General features: G+C 54.1%; 23 protein-coding genes. 10 read left to right on the top strand and 13 right to left on the bottom strand.

Going from position 1 to position 23903, the window contains the following annotated elements:
• Positions 1 to 3: 3 nt before the first annotated feature.
• Both A6R74_RS12120 and A6R74_RS12115 read left to right on the top strand, forming a co-directional pair.
• Positions 4 to 1173 (top strand): 5-(carboxyamino)imidazole ribonucleotide synthase, encoded by a 1170-nt coding sequence (locus A6R74_RS12120; protein ID WP_064234733.1) that lies wholly within the window; start codon positions 4 to 6, stop codon positions 1171 to 1173.
• A 422-nt stretch (positions 1174 to 1595) separates the two neighbouring features.
• Positions 1596 to 2996: a diguanylate cyclase domain-containing protein gene (locus A6R74_RS12115; RefSeq protein WP_240488221.1), complete on the top strand. Its 1401-nt coding sequence runs from the start codon at positions 1596 to 1598 to the stop codon at positions 2994 to 2996.
• A gap of 9 nt (positions 2997 to 3005) precedes the next feature.
• Here the strand turns inward: A6R74_RS12115 and A6R74_RS12110 are convergent, their stop codons facing one another.
• The 7 genes from A6R74_RS12110 to A6R74_RS12080 form a co-directional block, all read right to left on the bottom strand.
• Positions 3006 to 3809 carry a TraX family protein gene (locus tag A6R74_RS12110; RefSeq protein WP_064234731.1) on the bottom strand — a complete coding sequence of 268 codons (804 nt, stop codon included), beginning with the start codon at positions 3807 to 3809 and terminating at the stop codon, positions 3006 to 3008.
• A 149-nt stretch (positions 3810 to 3958) separates the two neighbouring features.
• Complete coding sequence (locus A6R74_RS12105) at positions 3959 to 4732, bottom strand: transporter substrate-binding domain-containing protein (protein ID WP_064234730.1); 774 nt, start codon at positions 4730 to 4732, stop codon at positions 3959 to 3961.
• Positions 4733 to 4913: 181 nt separating this feature from the next.
• Entirely contained in the window at positions 4914 to 5645 is a 732-nt protein-coding gene (locus A6R74_RS12100) for an ABC transporter permease (protein ID WP_064234729.1), read from the bottom strand.
• A gap of 1 nt (position 5646) precedes the next feature.
• Entirely contained in the window at positions 5647 to 6348 is a 702-nt protein-coding gene (locus A6R74_RS12095; RefSeq protein ID WP_064234728.1) for an ABC transporter permease, read from the bottom strand.
• A 15-nt stretch (positions 6349 to 6363) separates the two neighbouring features.
• Positions 6364 to 7134, bottom strand: a complete 771-nt coding sequence (locus A6R74_RS12090; RefSeq protein WP_064234727.1) for an ABC transporter ATP-binding protein — start codon at positions 7132 to 7134, stop codon at positions 6364 to 6366.
• A 219-nt stretch (positions 7135 to 7353) separates the two neighbouring features.
• Positions 7354 to 8331, bottom strand: a complete 978-nt coding sequence (locus A6R74_RS12085) for a succinylglutamate desuccinylase (RefSeq protein WP_064234726.1) — start codon at positions 8329 to 8331, stop codon at positions 7354 to 7356.
• 233 nt (positions 8332 to 8564) lie between these two features.
• Positions 8565 to 9005 carry a hemerythrin domain-containing protein gene (locus A6R74_RS12080; protein WP_064234725.1) on the bottom strand — a complete coding sequence of 147 codons (441 nt, stop codon included), beginning with the start codon at positions 9003 to 9005 and terminating at the stop codon, positions 8565 to 8567.
• 212 nt (positions 9006 to 9217) lie between these two features.
• Here A6R74_RS12080 and wrbA point away from each other — a divergent pair, with 212 nt between their 5' ends.
• Positions 9218 to 9817 carry an NAD(P)H:quinone oxidoreductase gene (wrbA, locus tag A6R74_RS12075; RefSeq protein ID WP_064234724.1) on the top strand — a complete coding sequence of 200 codons (600 nt, stop codon included), beginning with the start codon at positions 9218 to 9220 and terminating at the stop codon, positions 9815 to 9817.
• A gap of 95 nt (positions 9818 to 9912) precedes the next feature.
• On the opposite strand, the gene A6R74_RS12070 is transcribed toward wrbA, so the two are convergent.
• Positions 9913 to 10986, bottom strand: coding sequence for a tartrate dehydrogenase (locus A6R74_RS12070; RefSeq protein ID WP_064234723.1), 1074 nt, complete (start codon positions 10984 to 10986; stop codon positions 9913 to 9915).
• A 184-nt stretch (positions 10987 to 11170) separates the two neighbouring features.
• On the opposite strand from A6R74_RS12070, the gene A6R74_RS12065 reads away from it, so the two are divergent.
• Positions 11171 to 12109, top strand: coding sequence for a LysR family transcriptional regulator (locus tag A6R74_RS12065; protein ID WP_064234722.1), 939 nt, complete (start codon positions 11171 to 11173; stop codon positions 12107 to 12109).
• Between the two features lie 4 nt (positions 12110 to 12113).
• Here A6R74_RS12065 and A6R74_RS12060 read toward each other — a convergent pair whose 3' ends face one another.
• Positions 12114 to 12650: a lipocalin family protein gene (locus A6R74_RS12060; protein ID WP_064234721.1), complete on the bottom strand. Its 537-nt coding sequence runs from the start codon at positions 12648 to 12650 to the stop codon at positions 12114 to 12116.
• Positions 12651 to 12837: 187 nt separating this feature from the next.
• Here A6R74_RS12060 and A6R74_RS12055 point away from each other — a divergent pair, with 187 nt between their 5' ends.
• Complete coding sequence (locus tag A6R74_RS12055; protein ID WP_064234720.1) at positions 12838 to 13266, top strand: secondary thiamine-phosphate synthase enzyme YjbQ; 429 nt, start codon at positions 12838 to 12840, stop codon at positions 13264 to 13266.
• A gap of 114 nt (positions 13267 to 13380) precedes the next feature.
• Positions 13381 to 15627 (top strand): glycosyltransferase, encoded by a 2247-nt coding sequence (locus A6R74_RS12050; RefSeq protein WP_064234719.1) that lies wholly within the window; start codon positions 13381 to 13383, stop codon positions 15625 to 15627.
• Here the strand turns inward: A6R74_RS12050 and A6R74_RS12045 are convergent.
• The 3 genes from A6R74_RS12045 to A6R74_RS12035 all read right to left on the bottom strand — a co-directional run bounded on the left by A6R74_RS12045 (position 15609) and on the right by A6R74_RS12035 (position 18536).
• Positions 15609 to 16313 carry a TVP38/TMEM64 family protein gene (locus A6R74_RS12045; RefSeq protein WP_064234718.1) on the bottom strand — a complete coding sequence of 235 codons (705 nt, stop codon included), beginning with the start codon at positions 16311 to 16313 and terminating at the stop codon, positions 15609 to 15611. The two genes, A6R74_RS12050 and A6R74_RS12045, sit on opposite strands and share 19 nt — an antisense overlap.
• 76 nt (positions 16314 to 16389) lie before the next feature.
• Positions 16390 to 17328 (bottom strand): ABC transporter substrate-binding protein, encoded by a 939-nt coding sequence (locus A6R74_RS12040; RefSeq protein WP_064234717.1) that lies wholly within the window; start codon positions 17326 to 17328, stop codon positions 16390 to 16392.
• A 29-nt stretch (positions 17329 to 17357) separates the two neighbouring features.
• Positions 17358 to 18536, bottom strand: coding sequence for a TauD/TfdA family dioxygenase (locus tag A6R74_RS12035; RefSeq protein ID WP_064234716.1), 1179 nt, complete (start codon positions 18534 to 18536; stop codon positions 17358 to 17360).
• A 138-nt stretch (positions 18537 to 18674) separates the two neighbouring features.
• On the opposite strand from A6R74_RS12035, the gene A6R74_RS12030 reads away from it, so the two are divergent.
• The 4 genes from A6R74_RS12030 to A6R74_RS12015 all read left to right on the top strand — a co-directional run bounded on the left by A6R74_RS12030 (position 18675) and on the right by A6R74_RS12015 (position 22264).
• Positions 18675 to 19541 (top strand): LysR substrate-binding domain-containing protein, encoded by an 867-nt coding sequence (locus A6R74_RS12030; protein ID WP_064234715.1) that lies wholly within the window; start codon positions 18675 to 18677, stop codon positions 19539 to 19541.
• Between the two features lie 101 nt (positions 19542 to 19642).
• On the top strand, positions 19643 to 21091 hold the full coding sequence (locus A6R74_RS12025) for an alanine/glycine:cation symporter family protein (RefSeq protein ID WP_064234714.1): 1449 nt from the start codon (positions 19643 to 19645) through the stop codon (positions 21089 to 21091).
• Between the two features lie 213 nt (positions 21092 to 21304).
• Complete coding sequence (locus A6R74_RS12020) at positions 21305 to 21913, top strand: FMN-dependent NADH-azoreductase (RefSeq protein WP_064234713.1); 609 nt, start codon at positions 21305 to 21307, stop codon at positions 21911 to 21913.
• Between the two features lie 51 nt (positions 21914 to 21964).
• Positions 21965 to 22264, top strand: coding sequence for an MGMT family protein (locus A6R74_RS12015; protein WP_022522712.1), 300 nt, complete (start codon positions 21965 to 21967; stop codon positions 22262 to 22264).
• Positions 22265 to 22332: 68 nt separating this feature from the next.
• Here the strand turns inward: A6R74_RS12015 and A6R74_RS12010 are convergent, their stop codons facing one another.
• Positions 22333 to 23901, bottom strand: a complete 1569-nt coding sequence (locus A6R74_RS12010) for a bifunctional GNAT family N-acetyltransferase/carbon-nitrogen hydrolase family protein (RefSeq protein ID WP_064234712.1) — start codon at positions 23899 to 23901, stop codon at positions 22333 to 22335.
• Positions 23902 to 23903 lie beyond the last annotated feature (2 nt).

The following is a 23903-nucleotide window of genomic DNA, read 5'->3' as shown; positions in this document are numbered from 1 at the left end:
CCCATGAGCTCTGGTATCGCAAAGAGCGACGTTGTCAAAACCGACATTGCAAAAAACATCGGCGTACTTGGCGCAGGCCAATTAGGGCGTATGTTGGCGCTAGCGGGCTATCCGCTGGGCAATCGGTTTACCTTCCTGGATACCACGGGAAATCCCAGTGCGGGTATCGGTGAGGTGATTGTTGATCCCGGCAACCAGCACTTAGCCGAGTTTTTGGCCAAGGTTGACGTGGTGACCTACGAATTTGAGCACTTACCCGTTGAACTGGTGCGTGAGATCGAGCAGCACAAGCCGGTCTATCCTAGTAGCCGTGCCATTGAAGTGTGCCAGAACCGGGTCGAAGAGAAGACACTGTTTGACCGTTTAGGCATCCCTACGCCTGCTTATCGGGTGGTAGAGAGCGCCGAGCAGCTTGAAGCGGCTGCCCGTGAGCTGGGATGTCCGGTGGTGGCTAAGTCGGTCACTGAGGGCTACGACGGCAAAGGCCAGGCGGTCTTAAAGCAGCCTGAGCAAGCGGGCGAGGCGTGGAACGCTATCGGGCACTCGCAACTGGTCGTTGAGGCCTTTGTCGACTTCGTGCGCGAAGTTTCGATGATCGCCGTGCGCGGTCGCGATGGCGAGGTGGTTTTTTACCCCATGGCGGAAAACCAGCACGTCGATGGCATTTTGCGCTACTCGGTGGCGCCGCTGCCGGATCTGGATGCCAGCGTTCAGCAGACCGCTGATGGCTATATTCGTGCTCTGCTCGATGAGTTGGACTATGTAGGCGTGCTGGCGCTAGAGCTGTTTCAAACCCGCGATGGCAGCCTACTGGCCAATGAAATGGCCCCCCGCGTCCATAATTCCGGCCACTGGACAATGGATGGCGCGGTGACCAGCCAGTTTGAAAACCACCTGCGGGCGATACAAGGCTTGCCCTTGGGCGATACTCAGGCGATTGCGCCTACCTGCATGATTAACATCATTGGCCGTGAGGGCGACAACGCGGCGATGCTCGCGCTTGCCAATACGCACCTGCATCGTTATGACAAAGCCGAGCGCGCCGGGCGTAAGCTTGCCCACGTTAATATCCTCGCGCCTAACCATGCCGAACTGCTGGAAAAAGTGAATGCCTGCAGCGCGTTACTGCCTGAGGCACCGCCGCCAGCATTAAGCTTTTGCATTAAGCAGTAGCGCCACAAGCCGCCTTCTCTAAACTGCACCCCAGCCGTTGGGTTAACCTCCAAGGGCTGAGGTGTATTTGATTTTAGGTAGATAGTGGAGTTCTGTTTTTCAAAATTCATGAAATTTAACAATTTTTGCAGTGCTGAGTATTAGTTTATTATTTATTCTGACCTCATTAGGTTATTTGATCCTCTTCTTTTGCATATGACCAGTCTAATTTATTTTAAATACTTGAATTTATTTATTTTTATAAGTCTTCAACATATTACAAAAAAATATATGGAAGGTTGTGAATGGTTAACTCATCCAACGAGAAAAATCTTACAAAACGTTTGCGTCACGAAAAAATACGTTTGCTATATGGCAATGTTTGGCAGCCCGTTTTTGCAGGTGTATTAGGCGCTTTTTTATTAGCTTTTCTTATGAAGGAAATGACTAGCTCTGCTGTGTTAGTGGGCTGGCTTATCGCGATATTGCTGGTTTATGGGTTACGTTTAAGAATTGCTGTCCACTTTTTACGCGCCTCTTCCGCGGATCAAGAACATCCACGTTGGCTGCGTTTGTTTGTCATTACGGTATTCCTGACGGGGTGCGTATGGGGCGTGGGCGGCCTGTTAATGTTTGACGGTGAACGGCCTGCGCAGGCTGCCGCTTTAGCCATTGTTCTAGCTGGTGTGGTGGCGGGAAGCGTGACGATGCTATCTGCTCTATGGTGGATGGTTCTTTTCTTCATACTGCCTATTGCGATTCCACTGCAGCTATTATTTATATTCTCTGATGCCCCAACCCATACCATGATTGGTGTTCTATTGGGTGTTTTTGTGGCATTGCTAATCGCTACCAGTCATCGTTTAGGCCGTCTCATTCATAATAATATTGAGCTGAATTTGACGATGGCAGCCCGTGAAGTAGAGCTGCTTGAAAGCGAAAATCGGTACCTCTCTATTTTTCAGCACTCTCCGTTAGGCGTGCTGCATTTCGACAAAACAGGCAGCGTTACCGGCAGCAATGAAAACTTATTGAAAATTTTGTCCCTTGACCGTTCTAAACTACTGGGGTTTTGTATGCAGCACGATGTGGATGCGGATATAGCATCGGCTGCTCAAAATGCGCTGGATAAAGGTGCCGGATATTATGAAGGCTCCCAGTTAATGTCTTGCTTATCTAGCCGTGCGGAAGGTACGCCGGTGCGTGCTTTTTTCAACGGAGTGCGTAGCGTTGATGACGAGATTGTGGGCGGTATTGTGATTGTTGAGGATTTCACCGAGCGTAAGCGCAATGAAGAGGTTATTCACCGTCAGGCGTTCTATGATTCACTCACTGACTTACCCAATCGCCGCCTATTTATCGAACGTCTGGAAACGCTCTGCGACCAAAATCAAACCGAAACGCAGAGCGGTTTATTGATGTTCTTAGATCTGGATCGCTTTAAGTTGATTAACGATACCTGGGGCCACGCTACAGGGGATGACCTATTGGTGCAGGTAGCTCGCCGCCTGGAAAGTTGTCTGCGTGAGGGAGATATGGCTGCTCGTCTCAGCGGCGATGAATTTGTATTGCTAGCGCTGATGGAAGGGGAGGCTGAGGCGCCACTCGAAGCACGCGCTGAGAGTTATATGCGCAAGGTTCAGCAGGCGTTCTCTCCGCCTTACCGATTGGCAAGCCAGGATACGGATGTAACACCCAGCATAGGGTATACCTGCTTTACGACAGCAGACTGTGACCACGAGGAGGTGCTTAAACAGGCGGATGTTGCGATGTACCGCGCCAAGATCGAAGGGCGGGCGCGGCTGTGCCGCTACCAGCCCTGGATGCGCGATAAGATGCAATGATCTGAGCGCTTAAGCCAGTTGACCGCTAAGCACTACCCATAAGGCAATTAATGCAAAGTGGCCGGGATACCACGCCAGCCATAAACGGCGCGGCATAGCTAAGCTGACAGGGGGGATGCGCTGAGCTGCGCCTGCAGCAAGAATAAGCACAAATAGGCAGGTGCCTACGGTAAACGATTTGGCCATATCAGAGGCATTCATCTGCCCGGCAATCCAAAGCACCGGAAACGCCGCTAGACCTGCCCATAGGCGCGCTTGAAAATGGCTTTCTGCTTGGCTAAGCGCATGCATGGCAAACATTAACAGCGGAATTAGCAACAGCCCGTTGTGACCGTACTCCACCCAAAAACCGAGCAAGTACCACACCGTAACGCCTACCGCCGCGCCTGCAAACAGCCAGGGTAAACCTAGCGTTTGCTGTTGGTAGTGTTGCCATCCCTGACGTACCAGCGTCCCCAAGGCCAAGCCACTAGCCAGTGTAAAACAGACATTCAGGATAAAGGCGTCTGATGAGCGCGGCATCATCATGTAAGGGAGCTGGGCGACCAGGCCGATAATTAAAATACGCCGTGAGTAGCGTAACGGATTGCGGGTATTAAATAGCCCGTGCCAAGCCACCATGGCGGCAAACAGTGGAAAGGCGATACGGCCAATGGAAGAGCCTGCCCAGCTTAAATCCCAATCACCGGGCAGCACATAGCGGGTAAGATGATCCACGGTCATGGTGATCAGCGCCAGCCACTGGCCCCAACCTGTCCAGTGGGAAGAGGGGCGAGGGAGAGTGCCTGCATGTGGGCTAGTCGAATGAGCCATAAAACCTCCGTGTTGAATAGGCGCAATGATACACAGACAGAGGTAGCTTTACCTAGTTCACTAAATTGAATGCATTAGGCAGAAACGCATCACCCCGGCGGTTGCCGGGGTGATGGTCGGTTGATAGATATTAAAACTTGCTTTGATGCTTACTCTTCTTCACCGAAATAACGGCTGTAGATCTCGTCGTAAGTGCCGTCTTCTTGCACTTCAGCCAGGGCTTCGTTGAATTTTTCGGCCAGTGCTTCGTCGCGTTGACGGAAGGCGATGCCAAAGCCGTCACCGAAGTACTCTTTTGGCTCGCTGATGCGCTCACCAATGACTACGTACTCAGCTTCTTCGCTTTCCAGCAGGGTGGATTGGCCAATCGGGAAGTCGAGGAACACAATGTCCAGACGCTCAGCTTCCATATCCAGCACCATATCATCGGCGGTGGAGTAGCGGCTAATGTCGGCCACATCACTGAAATTATCCGTTACGTAGTTGTCCTGCAGGGTGCCGCGCTGAACGCCGATGGTCATGCCTTCCAACGTCTCTTTGGTGGCTTCGCTGATACCCAGATCGCTTGCTGCAAACCATGCAGAGGGCATAGTGATGTAGGGGTCAGAGAACAGCACTTGCTCGCGGCGTTCGTCGTTAATGGTCATTGACGACATGATGGCGTCGTAGTTGCGTGACATTAGGCCGGGAATAATGCCGTCCCACTCTTGCTCAACCCATTCGCAGGTAACGCCCATGCGGTCACATAGCTCGTTACCCAGATCGATGTCAAAACCGGTAAGTTCGCCTTCAGCGGTGCGGAACTCCATAGGCTCGTAAGGAACGTCCACGCCAATGCGTACATTGTCGTAATCACGCGCCTGTGCCGAGGATGCGGCAGCGACTGCCAAGCCTAACAGCGAAAGAGATAGTAGTTTTTTCATCTTATTACTCCGTAGAAAGCGGGTTCACTTAAAAGTGATCCCCGTTTTTAACTGACAAATAGTTGTTAGCCGACAATTAAACTAACCCAGGTTGGCGTTGACGAAAAGGGGACGTTACGTTGTGAACCAACGTTTGTTTGACGCTTGCACCGTTTTTCCATGATCAACCGGTTTTCCATGCTTAAGCGTCTTGAGGCCGTAGATGCGCCAGCAACTTTTTCTCCAGATAACGAAAGAAGAACAAAATCGCGAACGTTAAGCATAGATAAATCGCAGCCACGAATAGAAACGCCTCAAACGGCGCGTAGTAGCGGGCGTAGACAAAACGCGCGGCACCGGTTAAATCCATCAGTGTGACCACGCTGGCAATGGCACTGGCGTGAAGCATGAAAATCACTTCATTGCCGTAGGCGGGCAGGGCGCGTCGAAAGGCGCTGGGTAAGATGATTCGACGCATCATTAAATTCTGCGACATGCCATAGGCACGAGCGGCCTCAATCTCGCCCTTAGCGGTGGCTTTGATGGCGCCCCGAAAAATCTCGGTAGTGTAAGCGGCAGTATTCAGCGTGAAGGCGATCAGCGCTGGGTAGAAGGCTTCACGCAGCACCGGCCATAAAAAGCTCTCTTGAATGCCGTCAATAAATACTACGCCGTAGTAGATGATATAGAGCTGAATCAGCAGCGGAGTGCCACGAAAAATGTAGGTGTAGAGGTAAATCGGCAGACTGATCCATTTATGCTTGGAACTGCGCATGATGGCCAGCGGAACAGCGAGAATGAGCCCCGCAACAAGCGATAAAAATACCAGCTGAGTGGTCGTAACCAGGCCTTCCCAGTAGTAGCCCAGCGTATCCGCGGTGAAAATCGTGTTGCCAGCTAGCAGGTCATTAAACCAAGTGGAAATATCGAGCATGTCACTGACCTCCAAAGCCGATGTCGTAGTGTTTCTGCAGGCGCGCGAAAATCCATTCAGACACGCTGGCGATGAGTAGGTACGCTACGGCGACGGGGATCAAAAAGGTAAAGGGCTCATGGGTCGCTCGGGAGGCTTCTGCGGCCACCCGTACCATATCGGTTAATCCGATGACTGAAACCAGTGCGGTGGTTTTGAGCAGTACCATCCAGTTATTAGATAACCCCGGCAGCGCATGGCGCATCATTTGCGGAAAGCGGATGCGTCGAAATACGAGGCCATTGCTCATTCCGTAGGCTTTGCCCGCTTCAATCTGGCCGTTATCCACCGCCATAAAGGCACCCCTGAAGGTCTCACCCATATAGGCGCCGAAGATAAAACCAATGGTCAGTACGCCTGCAGCGAAGGCATTAAAGTTAATGTAAATATCGATGTCGTAGCTGTAATAGAGCATGTCGCTGATGGCGTTAACACCAATCTGGCCGCCAAAAAACAGTAGCATCATCAAGACGAGATCCGGCACGCCGCGAATCAGCGTGGTGTAAACCGTCGCCGTGCGTCTTAAAAACCAGTTGCGCGACATTTTCGCACTGGCGGTCAGTAGCCCTAAAATAATCGCTAAAATCAGCGACAGCACCGCTAATTGGATGGTGACGCCTGCCCCCTCGATCAGCCGGGGACCATAACCTTGCAAATCAATCATGGTGAGCCTCGCGGATCAGTATTTAGGTGCCAGGAATTGCTGCAGGCGCGGTGATTGCGGGTTATTGAGCACTTGGTCGGGAGGGCCTGCCTCTTCCACCAAGCCTTGGTGAAGGTAAATCACTTGGCTGGAGACATCCCGGGCAAACCCCATCTCGTGGGTGACCACGACCATCGTGCGGCCCTCTTCGGCGAGGCCGTGCATGACTTTTAATACATCACCGACCAATTCCGGATCAAGGGCTGAGGTGGGTTCGTCAAACAGCATCACTTCAGGATCCATTGCCAGCGCGCGAGCAATTGCACCGCGCTGCTGCTGGCCACCGGACATCTGCGCAGGGTAGGCGTTTGCGCGGGCCGTTAAGCCGACGCGATCAAGCAGGGCGTGGGCATGTTCCAAGGCTTCTTTTTTAGGTTTTTTCAGCACATGAATTGGCGCTTCGATGATGTTTTCCAGCAGCGTCATATGCGCCCACAAGTTGAAGCTCTGGAACACCATGGAGAGCTTGGCGCGCATTTGTACTACCTGCTTCCAATCTTCGGGCTCACGACCGTGTCGAGTGGTTTTAAAGCGAATGGGTTCGCCATGGACAATGAGGTCGCCATCGTCGGGTTGTTCAAGCAAGTTCATGCAGCGCAAAAAAGTACTTTTACCCGATCCAGAGGCACCAATCAGGGTAATCACATCGCCCTTTTGGGCTTGCAGTGAGAGACCTTTCAGAACTTCCGTATCGCCAAAGCGTTTTTTAATATTACGCACTTCAAGGGGAGTAGGCGTAGCGGCCATATCATTGGCTCCAGTACAGAGTTGCCGCAGCAACGGGTTATCAAGAACATGCTTTGATGCGGCTGGCGCGAAAAAAGGGGCGATTCTATCAGGCTGGGCGCATTATGCGCGCTTTCCTTATAACATTATGCACTCGACGTTGGTCGTATCGACGCCAAGGGGCCTGTTATCGCCTTACCATTGTTATTATCTTAGCGAGAGCTTTGCCTGACTGGGGCTCTAAGCGATAGGCGCCACCAGTAGCGCGGCGCGGGCGCCCACTTCAACCTGGGCATTGGGAAACACCACGTAGAGTGGCATATCGCCGACCCTAAACTCTCCTGTCTTAGCGTCTAGTGCCAGCAGGGTGCCTGGCTCAAAGCGGCTGAAGTTAGCCGTATCGTCGGCAAAACAGAGCTGGAAGTCATCGGAGTGACGTATTAACTCGTGATGCACCTGAAAAAATAGCATTTCTGTGGCTGGCTGACTGGGCGGGGCGCGTCCTTCACTAAGCGCCGAGAGCAGCGCACGCATCGGTTTTAGGGAGGCCATATCGTTTTGACCGAAAGGGGCGACGCGGCCTAGCTCAAAGGTAAATGCCTGGGCGGCGTGATAGTGCTTGCTGTAGTGGGAGAACGTCCAGCTGTGCTGATGTTGGTGCAACACTGCCTGCATACCCGCTGCCGCGAGCCAGCCCCACTGCTCGGCGTCTGTGGGGACGTCGGCATAGGGTTCTACAACGAAGCGGGGGTAACGGCTATCACGAATTGCGGTATGTAGGTCGTAATGCAGTTTGGGGAGCTCGGCATGGCGGGCATAAAAACCATCTACGGCGGCCATTAATTCTCTGGCGCGATTTGGCTCCTCGCCCTTCACGGTTAGCTCGCGATTAAATAGCCGGTTTAAATTGGTGGCAAGAAAACGCTGCTGCGCCTTAAGCGCGGGCAAGTTACCTAATATCACCAGTACGGGCGCGCCGAACGATATGCTGCCCGCTTCTACGCCGCTTAACCATTCACCTAACAATTCAACGGGCGCAGTTTCATTGCCGTGGATGGCCGCTGAAAAAATGCACGCGCGGGCGTATTGGCTTTGTGTGTTGGGAATGAGTTCCAAGATACCAGGTGCCCGCAAATGGTAAGTACCGCTTGCGAAGACGCCTTGGCTGGCGGCGGGAAGCTGCCCATCAAGCGACCAGTCGAGCCATTGGCCTAGCATTGTCGCTCCTTAGCATCTGTTAACCAGTGTCATTGTCAGTATTAGAGAAGGCTAGATTTACCACGCTGAGCGTGTGTCACAAGCCTGTAGGTCGTTCGCGTGTAAAAGCCTAGCGTATTCGTGAAAAAGCGTATTCATGAAACAAGAGGCATCCGAAAGTGGCCCTACTAAGTCGCTAGCATCAAAAAAGCGCCCATGGGATACATGAGCGCTTCTTCAATTGGCTTATCAGGTTACGCTGAGCGTTGGCGCTGCATCTCTTCCTGATACTCACCGGCCAGCGATGTTTTCTGCTTATCTTTCAGGCCGCGGCCAGCCAGTTGGAAAACCTCTTGCTCCTCCTCATCTAGGTGATGGGTGACTAAATCCTGGAGCTGTTTGGCGTGGGTCAGCCAGTGAGTCGCGCTGTAGTCAGTTTCATCGAGCAATTCTAATAGCTCATCAATTTCATGATGTTCAGCAACGCTATGGCGGGCTTTTTCCTGGGTCAGGTCAATCGACATCATGGGGATATAGAGCGCCCGCTCTTCTGCAGCAGCGTGATAGTGCAACTCGGCACGCACTTGCTGATAAAGGTTATCGCGCTCGTCGCTGTCTCCATGTGTCTCAACTAAGCGAGCGAGCAGGTCGCGCTGAATATCGTGATCCTTGCGCAGGGCTTCAAAAATCGTCATTCCAGACTCCTTGGATACGTTTGAGATAGGCAAGTCAAAAGCTAGTGGTGGATGGCGTAAAGTGCAAGGTGGCGTTCGTCGATGAAATCGACGCCCACGGACGAAAACATTCGCTTTTTTCTATGCTTGGGTGAGCTATGTTGTGGTTACTGTTTATCGGGCGACGCCCACTACACGACTAATGAGTGTAGGAATAAGCGAAGGAGATAGTAATGACGAAAGTGCTGGTACTTTATTATTCAATGTATGGTCATATCGATACGCTGGCCCAGGCTGTGGCGGAAGGCGCAAAAGGCGTCAATGGTGTCGACGTCACCGTTAAGCGCGTGCCGGAAACAATGCCTGCCGAGGCGTTTAAAAACGCGGGTGGCAAGCAGGACTACGATACGCCAGAAGCCACGCCCCAAGAGCTTGCCGATTACGATGCGATCATCTTCGGTACGCCCACTCGCTTTGGTAATATGGCTGGTCAAATGCGTACCTTCCTGGATCAGACCGGCGGTCTGTGGGCGAACGGCGCTCTGCGTGGCAAAGTAGCCAGCGTATTTACCTCTACCGGCACTGGCGGCGGCGACGAAATGACCATTACTTCTACCTGGACTACGCTCGCCCACCACGGCATGATCATTGTCCCGATTGGTTATGGTATCGAAGAGCAGTTTGATATTTCTAAAGTAAGTGGCGGCACACCCTATGGTGCAGCGACCCTCGCTGGTGGCGATGGCTCTCGCCAACCTGACGAACGTGAACTGAAGATTGCCCATTTCCAGGGTGAGCTAGTGGCTAAAACGGCGGCTAAACTGGCCAGTTAATTGTTGGTTTAAGCTAGCTAGTTCTATAGTGTTTAACTCGTTATCTAAAAAGCCTCGTTGGAGAAGTCCAGCGAGGCTTTTTTAGTGGCTGATGGCTACTCTGCCAGCTTGTCGGCAATCGCCTTGCCTAGGCTTTCTGTGGTGCCTTGCCCTCCCACATCTCGGGTAAGTACATTGGCGTTACCCTCACTTAGCACCGCCTCAATGGCCGTGACCATGGCATCACCGGCCTCTTTATAGCCGAGGTGTTCAAGCATCATGGCACCCGACCAAATCTGGCCAATAGGGTTGGCAATGCCTTTACCGGCGATATCTGGCGCGCTGCCGTGTACCGGTTCAAACAGGCTGGGGAAGATGCCCTCCGGGTTGATGTTAGCCGAAGGGGCGATGCCAATGGTGCCGGTGCAGGCGGGGCCTAAGTCCGAGAGGATATCGCCAAATAGATTGCTGCCGACAACGACGTCGAACCAATCCGGATGGAGAACGAAGTTGGCGGTGAGAATATCGATATGGAATTTATCCACCGCGATCTCCGGGTAGCCTTTGGCCATCTCGACCACCCGCTCATCCCAGTAGGGCATGGTGATGGAGATGCCGTTGGATTTGGTCGCGGAGGTAAGCTTCTTGCGCGGGCGGGTCTGGGCCAGCTCAAACGCATACTTCAATACGCGGTCAACGCCGGTGCGGGTCATGACGGTGTCTTGAATAACCACTTCACGGTCGGTGCCTTCAAACATTTTGCCGCCAACGCTGGAGTACTCGCCTTCGGTGTTTTCTCGCACCACATAGAAGTCGATATCACCGGGCTCGCGTCCTGCCAGCGGGCTTTTAATGCCGGGCATAAGCTTGCAGGGGCGCAGGTTGATGTACTGATCAAAGCGGCGGCGGAACTGCAGCAGTGAGCCCCACAAGGAAATATGGTCGGGCACTTTATCCGGCCAGCCCACCGCGCCGTAAAACAGTGCATCGAAGCCTTTTAACTGCTCGAACCAGTCATCCGGCAGCATTTTGCCGTGCTCCAGGTAGTAGTCGCAGCTACCAAACTCAAAGGTGGTGAACTCAAGGTCAATGTTAAAGCGCTTGGCAGTGGCTTCTAGGGCGCGAATGCCTTCGGGCATCACTTCGGTGCCGATGCCGTCACCGGCGATAATGGCAATACGGTGGGTCATAGTGTTTCCTTATCTTGTTAGTTGCTTGGCATGCTTGTGAATCGTGAATCGTGAATCGTGAATCGTGAATCGTGAATCGTGAATCGTGAATCGTGAATAGAGTGTAGCGGCTATTTTGGAGGAGATAATCAGGCTATTATTCAAGTTATTGTTGCGTGAAAGTGCAGAATGACGGAGAGGCGATATGGCGCACCTGGATGATTTGGCGTTTTTTCAGCACTTAGCCCGAGCGGGGAGCTTAACCGCTACCGCCCGTGAGCTGGGGCTGTCGCTCTCCGCGGTAAGCAAACGGCTGAAGCAGTTGGAGGCGCGCCTGGGGGTAGAGCTGGCGGCTCGCACCACACGGCGGCTGACGCTAACCGCTGAAGGCGAGCGCTACCTGGCGCGTGGCACGCTGATATTAGATGAGTTGGATGAGCTGGAAAATTCTCTGGGAGAGGAGGCCGATCAGGCGCTGAGTGGACGGCTGCGTGTCAACGCCACCTTTGGTTTTGGCCGTCGCCATATCGCACCGTTGCTGTCGCGCTTTTGTGCCGAACACCCCGAGGTGGAAGGGTGGTTAGAGCTGACTAATTTTCCGCTTAACCTTAGCGATCACGGTTTCGATATAGGTATTCGTATTGGCGAACCACCGGAGTCGCGCTTAGTGGCTCGGCGTATTTTGGCCAATCGGCGGGTACTCTGCGCGTCGCCTGCCTATATTGCCCAAGCGTTGCCCATTCACACACCGGCAGATTTACAGCAGCATGAATGTTTAGTGATTCGCGAGAACGACAGCGATTTTCCGCTATGGCGCTTTGAGCCTAGCGAGCAGCCGACCAAGTTAGTATCTGGAAAGGTGCAGTCGGTCAAAGTTAGCGGTCGGCTGGCGAGTAACGATGGCGAGGTGATTACCCGTTTAGCCTTGGACGGGCACGGGGTAATGCTGCGCTCCTGGTGGGATGTCAATGAACACCTTGCCAGCGGCGCATTGGTTGAGCTGCTGCCGGGTTGGCAGGGGGTACGGTCAGATTTTTACGCGGTGTTTGAGCAGCGCCGCCATGTGCCCGCCAGGCTGCGCGCCTTTATTGACTATGTTCAGTGCGAGATCGCGAGGCGAGTGTCAGCAATGCCCGAGAGGTAATGGGCTATTGGGTGGGGCACTCTTCGCCCTGGGTAACATCAATCAACTCATCGGTGGGGAAGTCCAGCTCGGCTGCCCGCTCGCGCAGGCGGGTTTCGGTCGCGCTATCCATCTCCGGCGTGCGCGAAAGTATCCACAGGTAGTCGCGGTTAGGGCCAGCCACAAGCGCCCACTGGTAATCTTCATCCAGCTCAAGGACGTTATAGCCGCCATAGAAGGGGCCGAAAAAGCTCACTTTCAAGCGCCCAACGCTTTCGTCATCAATAAAGTAGGCGCGGCCTTCGGCTTCATCCCACGTTTGCTCTTCCAAGTTGTAGCCTCGGTTGATTACCCGCACGCCGTCGTCATCACGTAGGCTGTAAGTGGCGGTGACGCAATCTAGGCCGCGCTCAAAAGAGTGATCCAAACGGGCAATTTCGAACCACTGGCCGAGGTAGCGGTCTAGCTCGAAGCCCGAGACTGGCTGCGTGCCATCGGGTATCCCGGTGCAGCCAGTGAGTAAGGCCATGCTGACGACGCTGCTGCTTAGCAGTACTTTCATTAACGCGCTCCTTAGTGGTGAACTATATACGATGAGCTATATGCCATGAACTAAATGCCATGAACTAAATGCCATGAACTATGGCCAATCGACTATGGTTAGTGCTATCTGTCGTCATTTTGCCACACAAGAGGGGGATGCTGGTGACGCCGCGTTTCCGTTTACATAACAAATATATGAGGTGCTTATGTGGTGCCAGCAAGAGATTCATTTGCCCGAGATGGCGCGTGGTTTTCATTTGATTACCAATGATGTCGCCCGGGCACTGCCGTGTTTAAGCGATTGTCATATGGGCATGTTGCACTTACAACTGATGCATACCTCCGCATCAATAACGCTGAACGAAAACACCGACCCTGATGTGCGCCACGATTTAGATGCTTTTCTGCGCAGGCTGGTGCCTGAAGAGTTAGCCTATTTCCGCCATACCTTGGAGGGCCCTGACGATATGCCAGCCCATGTGGTTGCTAGCTTGCTGGGCACTCAGCTCACCTTAGCAGTGCGCGACGGGCGCCTGGCCTTAGGAACCTGGCAGGGATTATGGTTGGGTGAACACCGCAATCAAGCCGGGCCGCGACGGTTACTGGCCACACTAAATGGGAGCGATGCCCGCTAACCTGAGACGCCAACTCTATGCGGCGTTGCTGTATAGTAAAGGCGTTTTTTAGACTTAGGCCGCCAGTGTGGCGGTTATATATCCTCGTTTTTATTCTTGAAAAAGCGCTTTTAAATGCCACGACGCTCCTTTCTTCGTTTTTCCCGCCAGCGCTGGTTGCGGCTGTTCTTCTATCTTAATCTCGCCCTGGTGGTGGGGCTGATCGCCCACCAAGTATGGCTGTACGTGGCAGAGCCTAAGTTTGAGTCGGTGCACACCCTTGAAGTGGCTAATATTCGTGAGGTACTGACGGGGCGAAGCGACTACCGCTTTGCGGTAGTGGGCAATATCAATAACTCGGTGAGCGTGTTTCAAGAAGAGATTGTGCCGCTGATTAACCAGGGTGGCATCGACTTTCTGATTTCGGCGGGGAATGCCGTGAATGGGGGACAACAGGAGAGCTATCAGGCGATTTACCGAAGTCTGGAGAAGCTCAATGTTCCTTACTTACTCACCTACGGCGACAACGAAGATAGCGACTTTGGCAGCTACTTGTTTTATGAGTACTTTGGCCCGCACTTTTACTCCTTTGTAGCGGGCAACAGTCACTTTATCTTTCTCGACGGTACCGGTAAGTCATCCACCTCTTGGCAGCTTGATTGGTTATCCCGGGAGCTAGCGGCCTCTGAGGCACAGCATAAGTTTTTGTTTGTGGGTCTGCCGCTGCACAATGTGGTGAGCGACGCGCCGCTGTTTGAGGCGGACAATTATCTCAATGATCCGCGTCTGGCGGATGGTATTATGGCGCTTGCGGAAGAGTATGGTGTCGATACGGTGTTCTCCGCCAACCTAACCCTCTTCTCCCAACAGACGGTTAACGGTGTGGATTACGTTACCACCGGCGGTGCGGGCGGTATTCTGATCGATGCCGATAGCAGCTTTCATCACTACGTCATCGTCGATGTAGCAAGCGACAATGTCGCCATTGCCCCTGTGCGTTTGAACGTGGATAGCCCCGGCTGGTGGCGTATGGTCACCAGCGTCTGGTCGACACTTTATGCGTTTTTTTATGTCAGCTACACGCGGTTTTTGCTGATTGTAGGCGTACTTACGCTACTCACCCTGCGTTTGCATCGGCTGATTTTTGAAGATCGTGATTACTACCCCGATTTTGATATTGATCCAACGCCTTTCCTGGGTAAATCACTGCGCGTAGCGATGGTCTCCAATAACTACTTCCCATTTGTTTCCGGGGTGTCGGTGTCGGTGGATCGCTTGCGTAATGGCTTACGCGCCTTAGGTCACTCCCTTCAACTGTTCGTGCCGCGCTATCGAGAAGCATGGCAGGACGATAGCTCAATAAAGCGCATTCCGACGCTGATGGCGTTTGGGCAGAAGGGCGAGTTCCGGTTAACTAACCCGTTTAGCGCGCGTTTTCGCCGCTGCCTGCGGGCCTTCAAACCTGATCTTATTCATGTTCACCACCCCTTCTGGCTTGGTTCCATGGGGCTGTTTATGGGCCGTCGGCTTAAGGTGCCGGTGATCTACACCTACCACACCCGCTTGGAGCACTATGCTCATTTTGTGCCATTGCCCGGTGCGCTGTTTCGTAATCTTATCTCGCATTACTTGATCAAACGCTTTTCTAACCGCTGCCAAGGGGTGATTGTGCCGACCTATTCGGCAGAAGAGTATCTGCGCATGATCGGGGTAAAGACGCCTACGCTGGTACAGCCAACGGGCATTGATGTTGAGCGTTTCTCTCAAGTTGATGAGAGTGAACTTGACGCGTTGCGTGAGCAATTAGGTGTTAGCGCTTCACGCAAAATATTGATCAGCGTTTCGCGGATTAGCAAAGAGAAAAATATTGGCTTTATATTGGAGTCCCTCGCCGAGCTTCGCTCTCAGGGGCACGAGGATTTTCATTTGCTGTTGATTGGAGACGGGCCTGATCGCGAGGCGATTCAAACCCAAATCGACACCTTGAAGCTAACCTCGCAGGCAACCCTGGTAGGCGCAGTGCCCCCTGAGCGAATGGCGCATTATTACCATCTGGGCGATCTGTTTGTGTTTGCCTCTACCTCGGAAACCCAGGGTATGGTGATTCTTGAAGCGATGTCGGCGGGTCTGCCCGTGGTGGCGGTGCGTTCCAGCGGTATCGATGACGTGGTACGCCAGGGAGTCAACGGCTTCAAAACACCGCAAAATCGCCAGGCGTGGGGGCAAAAAGTGGTGGAGTTAAAAGATAGCGCAGCGCTGCGCCAACAGCTGGGCAAGCAGGCCAGCCACTTTGCCGAGGAGTTCGATATTGCCAATTTTGCCTCAGCGGTGGCTAACTTCTACGCCGAAGTGCTGGCCAAATATCACTCTCCTTCGCGATGAGACGGTTTTTTGGAGGCTTGGCGCCGGTTGGCATAACGTTTAAGGCCTATTAACAGGCCAACCCCAGCAGCGAGTCCGACAGCCGCTAGAACGATTTCCTTGGCCGACGCGGCGGTGAACAAGGCACCTAGCTGGCTACCGAGTAGAATCACCGCCGCCAGCCCCGGCACAATGCCCAGAGTGGAGCCGATCATATAGTCGCGAAATTTAAGGTGGAAAGCGCCCGCCAGCATATTGGTGAGTGTGAACGGGGCGAGCGGCAGCAGGTTGATCACCGTCATGGTTCGAATGCCGCGCTTGGATAGATAGCCAGATAAACCGCGTAGATGTTGGCCGCCATAACGCATTAGCGCCTCACGGCCCAACCAGTGCCCCACCCAGTAAGAGACCACCGACGAAGACAGCGTTCCCAGCGTGGCGTAGACGAGCCCCCACACTGGGCCAAACAGTAAGCCTGTCACGACCACGAGAAGGCTAAGGGGAAACATCACCAGCAGGGCGCTGGTGTAAACGCCCATCACCGCGGCAAACATCCAAGGGGCGTTACGCCATTGGCGGATGTAACCAATCAACTCACTAAGGCGCGCCTGGGTGAGCAGGTCGTAGCGCTGCAGTAAATGCCACATGATACCTAGCAGCACAACGACGACCAGCAGGCCAACGCCCTTAAGCAGTGTCCGTGACATACCCACTCCCATCGGCGAAAAAAGCGCTAGCATACGCTAGCCGTCCGATGGGATGAAGGCGCTTTTACACTAAGGGCTAGTTGTTGAGCTGCGCTTCAATGACCGGCCATGCGGGGTCGCCGTCAGTGGTGGTAACGTCAGCCAGCACTGCTTCGATACGCTCTGGGTGCTCAGTGATCCACTGCTCGGCCACCGCTGCAAGGTCCTGCTCTTCCTGGCCATAGGCTTGAATCATCCAGCTCTGCTCTTCGGCAGTGAAGGTGAACTGTTCAAAGAACGTGACTAAATTGGGGTTGGCATCGGCATAGTCGCCGCGCAGTAGCGTCAGCACATCGCTTTCACCGTTGTTCTCACCGAACAGATCTTCGGGATCTTCCAGGTAGCGCATGGGCAGTTCAAGGTTCATCCAGTGAGGCGTCCAGCCTACCCAGACAATTGGTTCCTCGCGGGAAATGGCATCACGTGCAGCGGAAAGCATGCCTACTTCACTGGTATCGACGATCTGCCAGTCGCCTAACCCCCAGGTATCGTTGTCGATAGCATTGTGGAGAATCTCGCTGGCGGCGGAGCCCGCGCCAAAGCCATAGATTTCGCCATCGAACTGTTCACGATGTTCGTCTAAATCAGCAAAGCTCTGAATGCCGCTCTCGTACAGGTATTCCGGTACCGCCAGGGTCATTTGTGCGCCATCGACGTTATTGGCGACATCGATTAGTACACCTGACTCTTTACGGGGATTAAACATTTCTCGTTGAGCCGGCAGCCAAGCTCCCAGGAACGCATCGATATCGCCGCTTTCAATGCCTTGGTAAATCACCTGCAGGCCGATTTCCTGGGTGCTGGTCTCGTAGCCCAGTGGGTTTAATAACTGCTCGGCGATGGCCGTCTTGACGGTAATGCCGGGCCAGGCGGGGACACCGAAGTCCAGGGTTTGGTCGTCCGCCTGCGCCGCTGAGGCGAATAGCGCGGTGGTGGCGAGGGCGATGCCTGAGGCGAGAGGTTTGAGGTGTGTCATAGGATCTCCTTGCTTGGTTTTATAATCGACTAGCTGCGGGCTAGCACGCGAAGGCGTGAGGCCAGCATGTCGCGGTCTAAATAGGTGCCCTGTAAATGGCGTGCGCCGCTGTTGGGATCGAACTCGCGGCGTCCATGCAGTACTCGGCGATTATCAAATGCCACCATCTGGCCGGGGAGAAGAGTGAACTCCAGTTGGTGTGCTTCGCTATGAAACAGTTTCCACAGTAAGGCGTAGGCGCTGTACCAGGCCTCCATCTGCTCTACCGGCAGGTGCAGGGCATCGCGAATCCAGTTGTTTAAGCGCATTTCGACCAAGTTGCCCGCGCTATCCAGGGTGATCACAGGTGCCCGCATAGAAATATCGTGGGTTTCATCCTGAAAGCGAAAATCAATCGGTGTTTCGCTGAGAATCGCCAGCGCTTCTGGAGACTGCTGGCGCAAAGCGTCTACAACCCGCGCACCATCGGCAAACAGCGATTCGCCGCCGCTGGCGCCGTTTTGCAGGCAATAGAGCAACTGAATATCCGGCGGCTGCCGCCAGTTGGGCAGGTCAATATGCAGCGGTAATCCCACTGCGGTATAGGCCGCGTTATTGGGGTTGGGTTTAGAGCGTACGTCAAAGCGGGCGCCAAAATTGGTGGCGCGCAGGGGGCCAATACGTTCAGCTAAGCGGCTCACTTCTTCTTCTATCAAGGGGCCATCGGTGATCAGCGCCAAGCCGTCACGCAGCATTGCGGTGAGCCAGGCTTTCTCGCCCTGCGGGGTAAGAAAATCACTATGGCGGATGCGCTCCGGGGCGAAATTATCTACCCAGGGCTGGGTGTTGGGCTCGGTATTCATCTGCTTAGCTTCGGGACGGCGCTGGTAAAGCCAGCCACTATGAAAGGCACTGGCATGGCCATCCGGCCATTTCAGGTGTAAGTGCCCATCCTGTAGCGCCACGCTGGGAGGTTCAGTGATTGCCTCAAGGGGCAGGTAGAGCCGTTCGCGGGTCTGCGGGTGACGGCAGGCCGGGCAGGCGCAGTGGTCGCGCAGCCAAATCAGGGGCAGGGTGGTTTGTTGGCCATCTTGCCAGTTCAGCGCCACGCCCTTTTGAGTCAGCATCGCTTGAGTGAGTATCGGGCCCGCTTGATAAGGACTTAATTCGCCCATCTCTGGGGCGTGGGAATGAGGTGTCGTGAGTGTGGTCTGTGCTGCGCTATTCATTAAAACTCCGATTCGCTCCCTCAACGGCATTACATAAGGGGGGTGCGTAGATGGTGTCTAGGATGCGGAGTAGCAACGGCAGTGACAAACGATTAATCTGACCCCTAAGGTGTCATTTTACTTATAGGTCACTTTTTCATGAGTCAATTACCGCCATTGCTATGGTTACAAGCCTTTGAATCTGCGGCGCGCACGTTGAGTTTTACCGCCGCGGGAAATGAGCTGGGCGTCACTCAGGCTGCGATTAGCCAGCGCGTTCGCTTGCTGGAAGACCGTGTGGGGCAGAAGCTGTTTGTGCGTCATGCGCGCAGCTTAACGCTCACTCCCGCCGGGCAGGCGTGGCTACCGAGCATTCACGATGCCTTTGTGCGCATTAGCGAAGGTACCTTGGAAGTCTTTGGCAGCACAGCTGAGCAGCCGGTAACGCTGCGAGCCACACCTGCGATTCAGCAGTCGTGGCTGGCGCCGCGTTTAATAGCTTTCCACCGTGCGCACACGCCGGTGGCGATTCGTGTGGTAAGCGCTATTTGGCCCGATGACTTTGGCCCTGAAGGGGCGGATATCGAGATTCGCTATGGCAAAGGAGAGTGGACGGGCGTTGAAATGCAGCCGCTAGGCGAGGAGCAACTGCTGCCTGTTTGCTCGCAAGCCTTGGCGCAGACGCTAACTGCGCCAAGTGATTTGGCGGGGCATACGCTGCTTCACGCAGTCGGGTTTGGCGTAGGGTGGCCGGGGTGGCTACACGAAGCGGGGGTTGCCCATTTGGAGGCACAGTGCTGGTCGCTGACTTGCGACAACCAGGTGATGACGCTAGCCCTGGCTAGCCAAAGTGGGGGGATCGCGCTAACCCACCGCCGCTTAATGGAACAGCGTACGGATTTGGTGGCGCCTTTTGAGCTCAGTGTACCCAGCGATGAACGCTTCTGGCTGGTGCGCCCTAGCCGACGCCATGTTAGCGACGAAGCCGCCTTGGTGTGGGAGTGGCTGTGCGCTTCAATAGGGTAAGTGGTTATTGCTGTCTTAACGTCTTTTTGCCAATTTTCTTGCCATTTTGGTGCAACCGTGAAGAATGATGCGCCTTCATTGTTTAAAAAGGTGTGTTTTTCATGGACTTTACTCTTCCTCCGTTGCTCACCTCGCTGGTGGATCGCGGTAATGGCTTGCTCTGGGGCAGCGTGCTGATTTACCTGCTGATTGGTGCCGGTCTCTATTTCACGGTGATGACCCGCGGTATTCAGCTGCGCTATTTCGGCCATATGTTTAAGTTGCTGGGCAGCTCTCGCCAATCAAATGGTGGTATCTCTTCGTTTCAAGCGCTCTCCACCAGTTTGGCGGCACGAGTCGGTACGGGTAACTTGGCGGGGGTCGCGGTCGCTATCTCTTTGGGTGGCCCTGGGGCCATTTTCTGGATGTGGATGACCGCCATGGTGGGGATGGCCACCAGCTTTGTAGAGTCAACCTTGGCTCAGGCGTATAAAACCGACCACGGTGATAACACCTTCCGTGGTGGCCCCGCACGTTATATTGAGCGTGGCCTGGGATTGCGCTGGCTGGCTGTGCTGTTTTCCATCTGTTTGATTATTGCCTTTGGGTTGGCGTTTAACAGCGTTCAGGCCAACTCTATCGCCCAGGCCATGGAGCAGGCGTTTGCCGTTCCCACCTGGGCCATGGGGTTAGTTTTGATGGTCGTAGTGGCACCGATCATCTTTGGCGGTTTAAAGTCGATTGCCAAGGTGGCTGAGCTTGTTGTGCCGCTTATGGCGCTGCTTTACCTGATCCTGGCATTGGTAGTAGTGGGTCTAAATATCAGCGACTTGCCCACCGCCATAATGACCATTGTGCGCAGTGCGTTTGGTTTCGAGCAGGCTGCCGGTGGCGCGGTGGGCTATGCGGTCTCTCAGGCCATCATGAACGGCATTCAGCGCGGGCTATTTTCCAATGAAGCAGGCATGGGCTCGGCACCCAATGCGGCAGCCACGGCCTCTACGCGGCCAGATCATCCTGCTGCCCAGGGCTTTATTCAAATGTTGGGTGTGTTTCTGGATACCCTGGTGATCTGCACGGCCACGGCGGCCATCATCATTATGGCTGGGCCGGAGCTGATGGCGGGTGAGGAGAGCAACGGCATTCAGTTGACCCAAATGGCGCTGTCCAGCCATGTGGGCGATTGGGGCGGCATGTTTATCGCGGTGGCGATTCTGCTGTTTGCATTTACCTCGGTGATAGCCAACTATTCCTACGGCGAGTCCAACATTGAGTACCTGGCCGGACGCCGCGCGCCGGTTGCCGTGTTTATTTACCGCCTGGCAGTGTTGGCGATGATTATGGTCGGTTCGGTGGCAAGCCTAGGGGCGATCTGGAACTTTGCTGACCTCTCTATGGGCATGATGGCGATTATTAACTTGGTCGCCATTTTAATGCTCTCACCGGTAGCTTTCGCGCTATTTCGCGACTATGAAATACAGCTAAAAGCGGGCAAAGAACCGGTATTTGATCCTAGCCGCTTTCCCAAGCTGGTTAATAAAGTTGATCCTAAGGCTTGGCCCAAGAAGTAATTGAACTGAGGTAATCGAACTGAGGTAATCGAACTATAGCCGTTGCATATACTGGCTGCGCCCCGCCTCGCATTTTGCGTCGCGGGGCTTATGGTTGGCCGTTGTATAATTCGATTTAATCGAATACAAGTCTGAAAACGTTGCGCTTTTGCTTTTTGGAAAGCGCCGTAGAATAGCTCCCATTCCTTCCCCTTAATGATTTTGGAGCTTTCCATGACGACTCGTGCCCTGGTGATTACCTCATCGATTTTGGCTGAAAACGGCCAATCTAATGCGTTGGCGAATCGCTTTATCGAACAGGCTAATGCCCGTAATGGTATTGAGGTCACCCAGCGTGATGTCGTCAAGAACGCGCTGCCCCATTTGGATATTAGTGAACTAGATGCTTGGCAAGTGGCGGCCGCAGAGCGTACTGCTGAGCAGCAGGTTTTAGCCGCTCGCTCGGATGGCTTGTTGGCTGAGCTGCATGCTAATGATGTACTGGTGATTGCGGTGCCGATGTATAACCTGGGAATTCCTTCGCAACTGAAGGCGTGGTTTGACCGAGTACTGCGTGCCGGTGAAACCTTCCGCTATACCGAAAATGGCCCTCAAGGCTTGGTGGAAGGCAAGCGGGCGATTATTCTTGCCGCGCGGGGCGGTCAGTACGCAGGCACCGAACTTGATAGCCAAACGCCCCACCTGAAAACCATGCTAGGCTTGATGGGCATTACCGATGTAGACGTGGTTTACGCAGAAGGCCTGAACATGGGTGACCAGCATCGCGCAACTGCCCTTAAAGAAGCCTTCCAAGCGATCGATCAATTGGTTGAGGGGCTTTAAGCACGCTCATAAGCGCCCTCAAGGAATAGTTTAAGGAATAAGGATAATCACATGGCCCGGCCGGAGTTGCTCGAACAGATCTACACCATTGTCGATCAGATTCCGCCGGGGCGGGTGACGACCTATGGCCGCATTGCTGCGATGACCGAAGGCGCTACGCCGCGCATGGTCGGTTCAGCGATGCGCCACCTGCCGGATGGCCACCAGTTGCCCTGGCATCGCGTGATTGCCTCCTCTTTGAAGCTTGCCGATCACGGCGGCGCCGAGCGCCAGCACCGCAAACTGCGCGATGAAGGCGTGCTGTTCGATGCCAAAGGACGCGTGCCAGCCCACCTCGTTTGGCCTGATTGAACCTTCTAAGGCAGTTTTAGAAATAACAACGCCGCCCCATTGGGCGGCGTTATCGTATATTTAACACCTCACTCTTCGAGATTCGCGCCCGATTTCCACGACCAGTCGCGCCAGCGCAGATCAAACAGATCCTTGCGGCGGTCTTTCAGGTTGGTCACCGAGCCTTCGGCACGTACCACCGTCAGGCGAGTAAGATCCAGATCCGAGAAGAAGATCATCTCGGTGTTGGGTGTGGTTTCCGCCAGCACCGCATCGTGGGGGAAGGCGAAGTCAGACGGTGAGAACACCGCCGATTGGGCGTACTGGATATCCAGGTTTTCAATCGAAGGTAGGTTGCCGACGCTGCCGCAGAGCACCACGTAGCACTCGTTTTCAATCGCCCGGGCTTGGCTGCAGTGGCGCACCCGCAGGTAACCGTTTTTGGTGTCGGTCCAGAAAGGCACAAACAGAATATCCATATCCTGGTCGGCCAGCAGGCGGCCAAGCTCCGGGAACTCCACGTCGTAGCAGATCAGGATGCCCACGCGACCTGCATCGGTATCAAACACCTGTAGCTCATCGCCGCCCTCAATCACCCAGTCGCGGCGCTCTTGAGGCGTAATATGCAGCTTGGCCTGGCGCTCAACGCTGCCGTCGCGGTGGAACAGGTAAGCGATGTTGTAGAGGCGGTCATCGTCACCCACTTCAATCATCGAGCCGCCGACAATATTGATGTTGTAGGAGACCGCCATACGCGACAGTTCAGTTTTAAAGCGTTCGGTGAAGCCGGCTAAAAAGCGAATCGCGCCCATTTGATCTTTCTGCGCATCGCGATCCTGAAGACCCATAAGCGGTGCGTAGAACAGCTCTGGGAATACTGCAAAGTCACTCTGGTAGTCGGAAAGCGCGTCTACGAAATATTCGATCTGCTGAAGCGCGGCTTCCACCGATGAAAACTCACGCATCTGCCACTGAACTGCGCCCACCCGCACCTGGGTCGGCTTGTTGTCGAGCACGCTGGCCGCGGGCTCAAACAGAATGTTATTCCACTCAAGCAGGGTGGCGTAACCGCGAGACTGCTCATCTTCGGGCAGGTATTTGCGCAGTAGGCGCTTTACCTGGAAATCATTAGCCTGTTGAAAAGAGAGGATCGGATCGTAGATCTCTTTACGCGAGACTTTATCGATATATTGAGCGGGCGTGAGTTCATCAGCGTGCTGGTGGTACTCAGGAATCCGCCCACCGGCAAGAATCGCCCGCAGGTTCATGGAGCGGCATAGCTCTTTACGCGCTTCGTAAAGGCGGCGGCCCAGGCGGTAGCCCCGGTAATCCGGGTGAATCAGCACATCCAGCCCGTACATGGCATCGCCATCCTCATCGTTGAGGATGATCTCGCGATGGCCAATCAGGTCATCGTACTTATGCGGGTTGGAGAATTCGTCGTAATCCACCTGCACGGTGAGCGCTACGCCCACCAGAAGGCCATCGTCTTCAATGGCTATTTGGCCGTCGGGGAATTCCTGGATTAATTTGTCGATGGTGCGCTTCGGCCATGCGCCGCCGATATCGTGATAGACGGCGTCCATCAATGCCTTGAGCTGATCGTAGTCATCGCTCATTAGGTTGCGCAGATTAAGATGCAGTTCTTCCAGGGACATAT

Origin of the sequence: Halomonas sp. ALS9 (assembly GCF_001651035.1) — a bacterium.
Lineage (GTDB): Bacteria > Pseudomonadota > Gammaproteobacteria > Pseudomonadales > Halomonadaceae > Vreelandella.
Note: the sequence above shows the minus strand (reverse complement) of the source record. Positions and strands in the feature narration are given on the sequence as shown.

Bases quoted from the DNA above. Each gene is read 5' to 3' on its own strand.
- A6R74_RS12090 (WP_064234727.1), bottom strand. From the start codon at position 7,134: ATGGCCGCTACGCCTACTCCCCTTGAAGTGCGTAATATTAAAAAACGC.
- A6R74_RS12070 (WP_064234723.1), bottom strand. From the start codon at position 10,986: ATGACCCACCGTATTGCCATTATCGCCGGTGACGGCATCGGCACCGAA.
- A6R74_RS12020 (WP_064234713.1), top strand. From the start codon at position 21,305: ATGACGACTCGTGCCCTGGTGATTACCTCATCGATTTTGGCTGAAAAC.
- A6R74_RS12115 (WP_240488221.1), top strand. From the start codon at position 1,596: ATGACTAGCTCTGCTGTGTTAGTGGGCTGGCTTATCGCGATATTGCTG.
- A6R74_RS12050 (WP_064234719.1), top strand. From the start codon at position 13,381: ATGCCACGACGCTCCTTTCTTCGTTTTTCCCGCCAGCGCTGGTTGCGG.
- A6R74_RS12080 (WP_064234725.1), bottom strand. From the start codon at position 9,005: ATGACGATTTTTGAAGCCCTGCGCAAGGATCACGATATTCAGCGCGAC.
- A6R74_RS12015 (WP_022522712.1), top strand. From the start codon at position 21,965: ATGGCCCGGCCGGAGTTGCTCGAACAGATCTACACCATTGTCGATCAG.
- A6R74_RS12055 (WP_064234720.1), top strand. From the start codon at position 12,838: ATGTGGTGCCAGCAAGAGATTCATTTGCCCGAGATGGCGCGTGGTTTT.
- A6R74_RS12110 (WP_064234731.1), bottom strand. From the start codon at position 3,809: ATGGCTCATTCGACTAGCCCACATGCAGGCACTCTCCCTCGCCCCTCT.
- A6R74_RS12100 (WP_064234729.1), bottom strand. From the start codon at position 5,645: ATGCTCGATATTTCCACTTGGTTTAATGACCTGCTAGCTGGCAACACG.
- A6R74_RS12120 (WP_064234733.1), top strand. From the start codon at position 4: ATGAGCTCTGGTATCGCAAAGAGCGACGTTGTCAAAACCGACATTGCA.
- A6R74_RS12035 (WP_064234716.1), bottom strand. From the start codon at position 18,536: ATGAATAGCGCAGCACAGACCACACTCACGACACCTCATTCCCACGCC.
- A6R74_RS12010 (WP_064234712.1), bottom strand. From the start codon at position 23,901: ATGTCCCTGGAAGAACTGCATCTTAATCTGCGCAACCTAATGAGCGAT.
- A6R74_RS12040 (WP_064234717.1), bottom strand. From the start codon at position 17,328: ATGACACACCTCAAACCTCTCGCCTCAGGCATCGCCCTCGCCACCACC.
- A6R74_RS12065 (WP_064234722.1), top strand. From the start codon at position 11,171: ATGGCGCACCTGGATGATTTGGCGTTTTTTCAGCACTTAGCCCGAGCG.
- A6R74_RS12045 (WP_064234718.1), bottom strand. From the start codon at position 16,313: ATGTCACGGACACTGCTTAAGGGCGTTGGCCTGCTGGTCGTCGTTGTG.
- A6R74_RS12095 (WP_064234728.1), bottom strand. From the start codon at position 6,348: ATGATTGATTTGCAAGGTTATGGTCCCCGGCTGATCGAGGGGGCAGGC.
- wrbA (WP_064234724.1), top strand. From the start codon at position 9,218: ATGACGAAAGTGCTGGTACTTTATTATTCAATGTATGGTCATATCGAT.
- A6R74_RS12105 (WP_064234730.1), bottom strand. From the start codon at position 4,732: ATGAAAAAACTACTATCTCTTTCGCTGTTAGGCTTGGCAGTCGCTGCC.
- A6R74_RS12030 (WP_064234715.1), top strand. From the start codon at position 18,675: ATGAGTCAATTACCGCCATTGCTATGGTTACAAGCCTTTGAATCTGCG.
- A6R74_RS12060 (WP_064234721.1), bottom strand. From the start codon at position 12,650: ATGAAAGTACTGCTAAGCAGCAGCGTCGTCAGCATGGCCTTACTCACT.
- A6R74_RS12025 (WP_064234714.1), top strand. From the start codon at position 19,643: ATGGACTTTACTCTTCCTCCGTTGCTCACCTCGCTGGTGGATCGCGGT.
- A6R74_RS12085 (WP_064234726.1), bottom strand. From the start codon at position 8,331: ATGCTAGGCCAATGGCTCGACTGGTCGCTTGATGGGCAGCTTCCCGCC.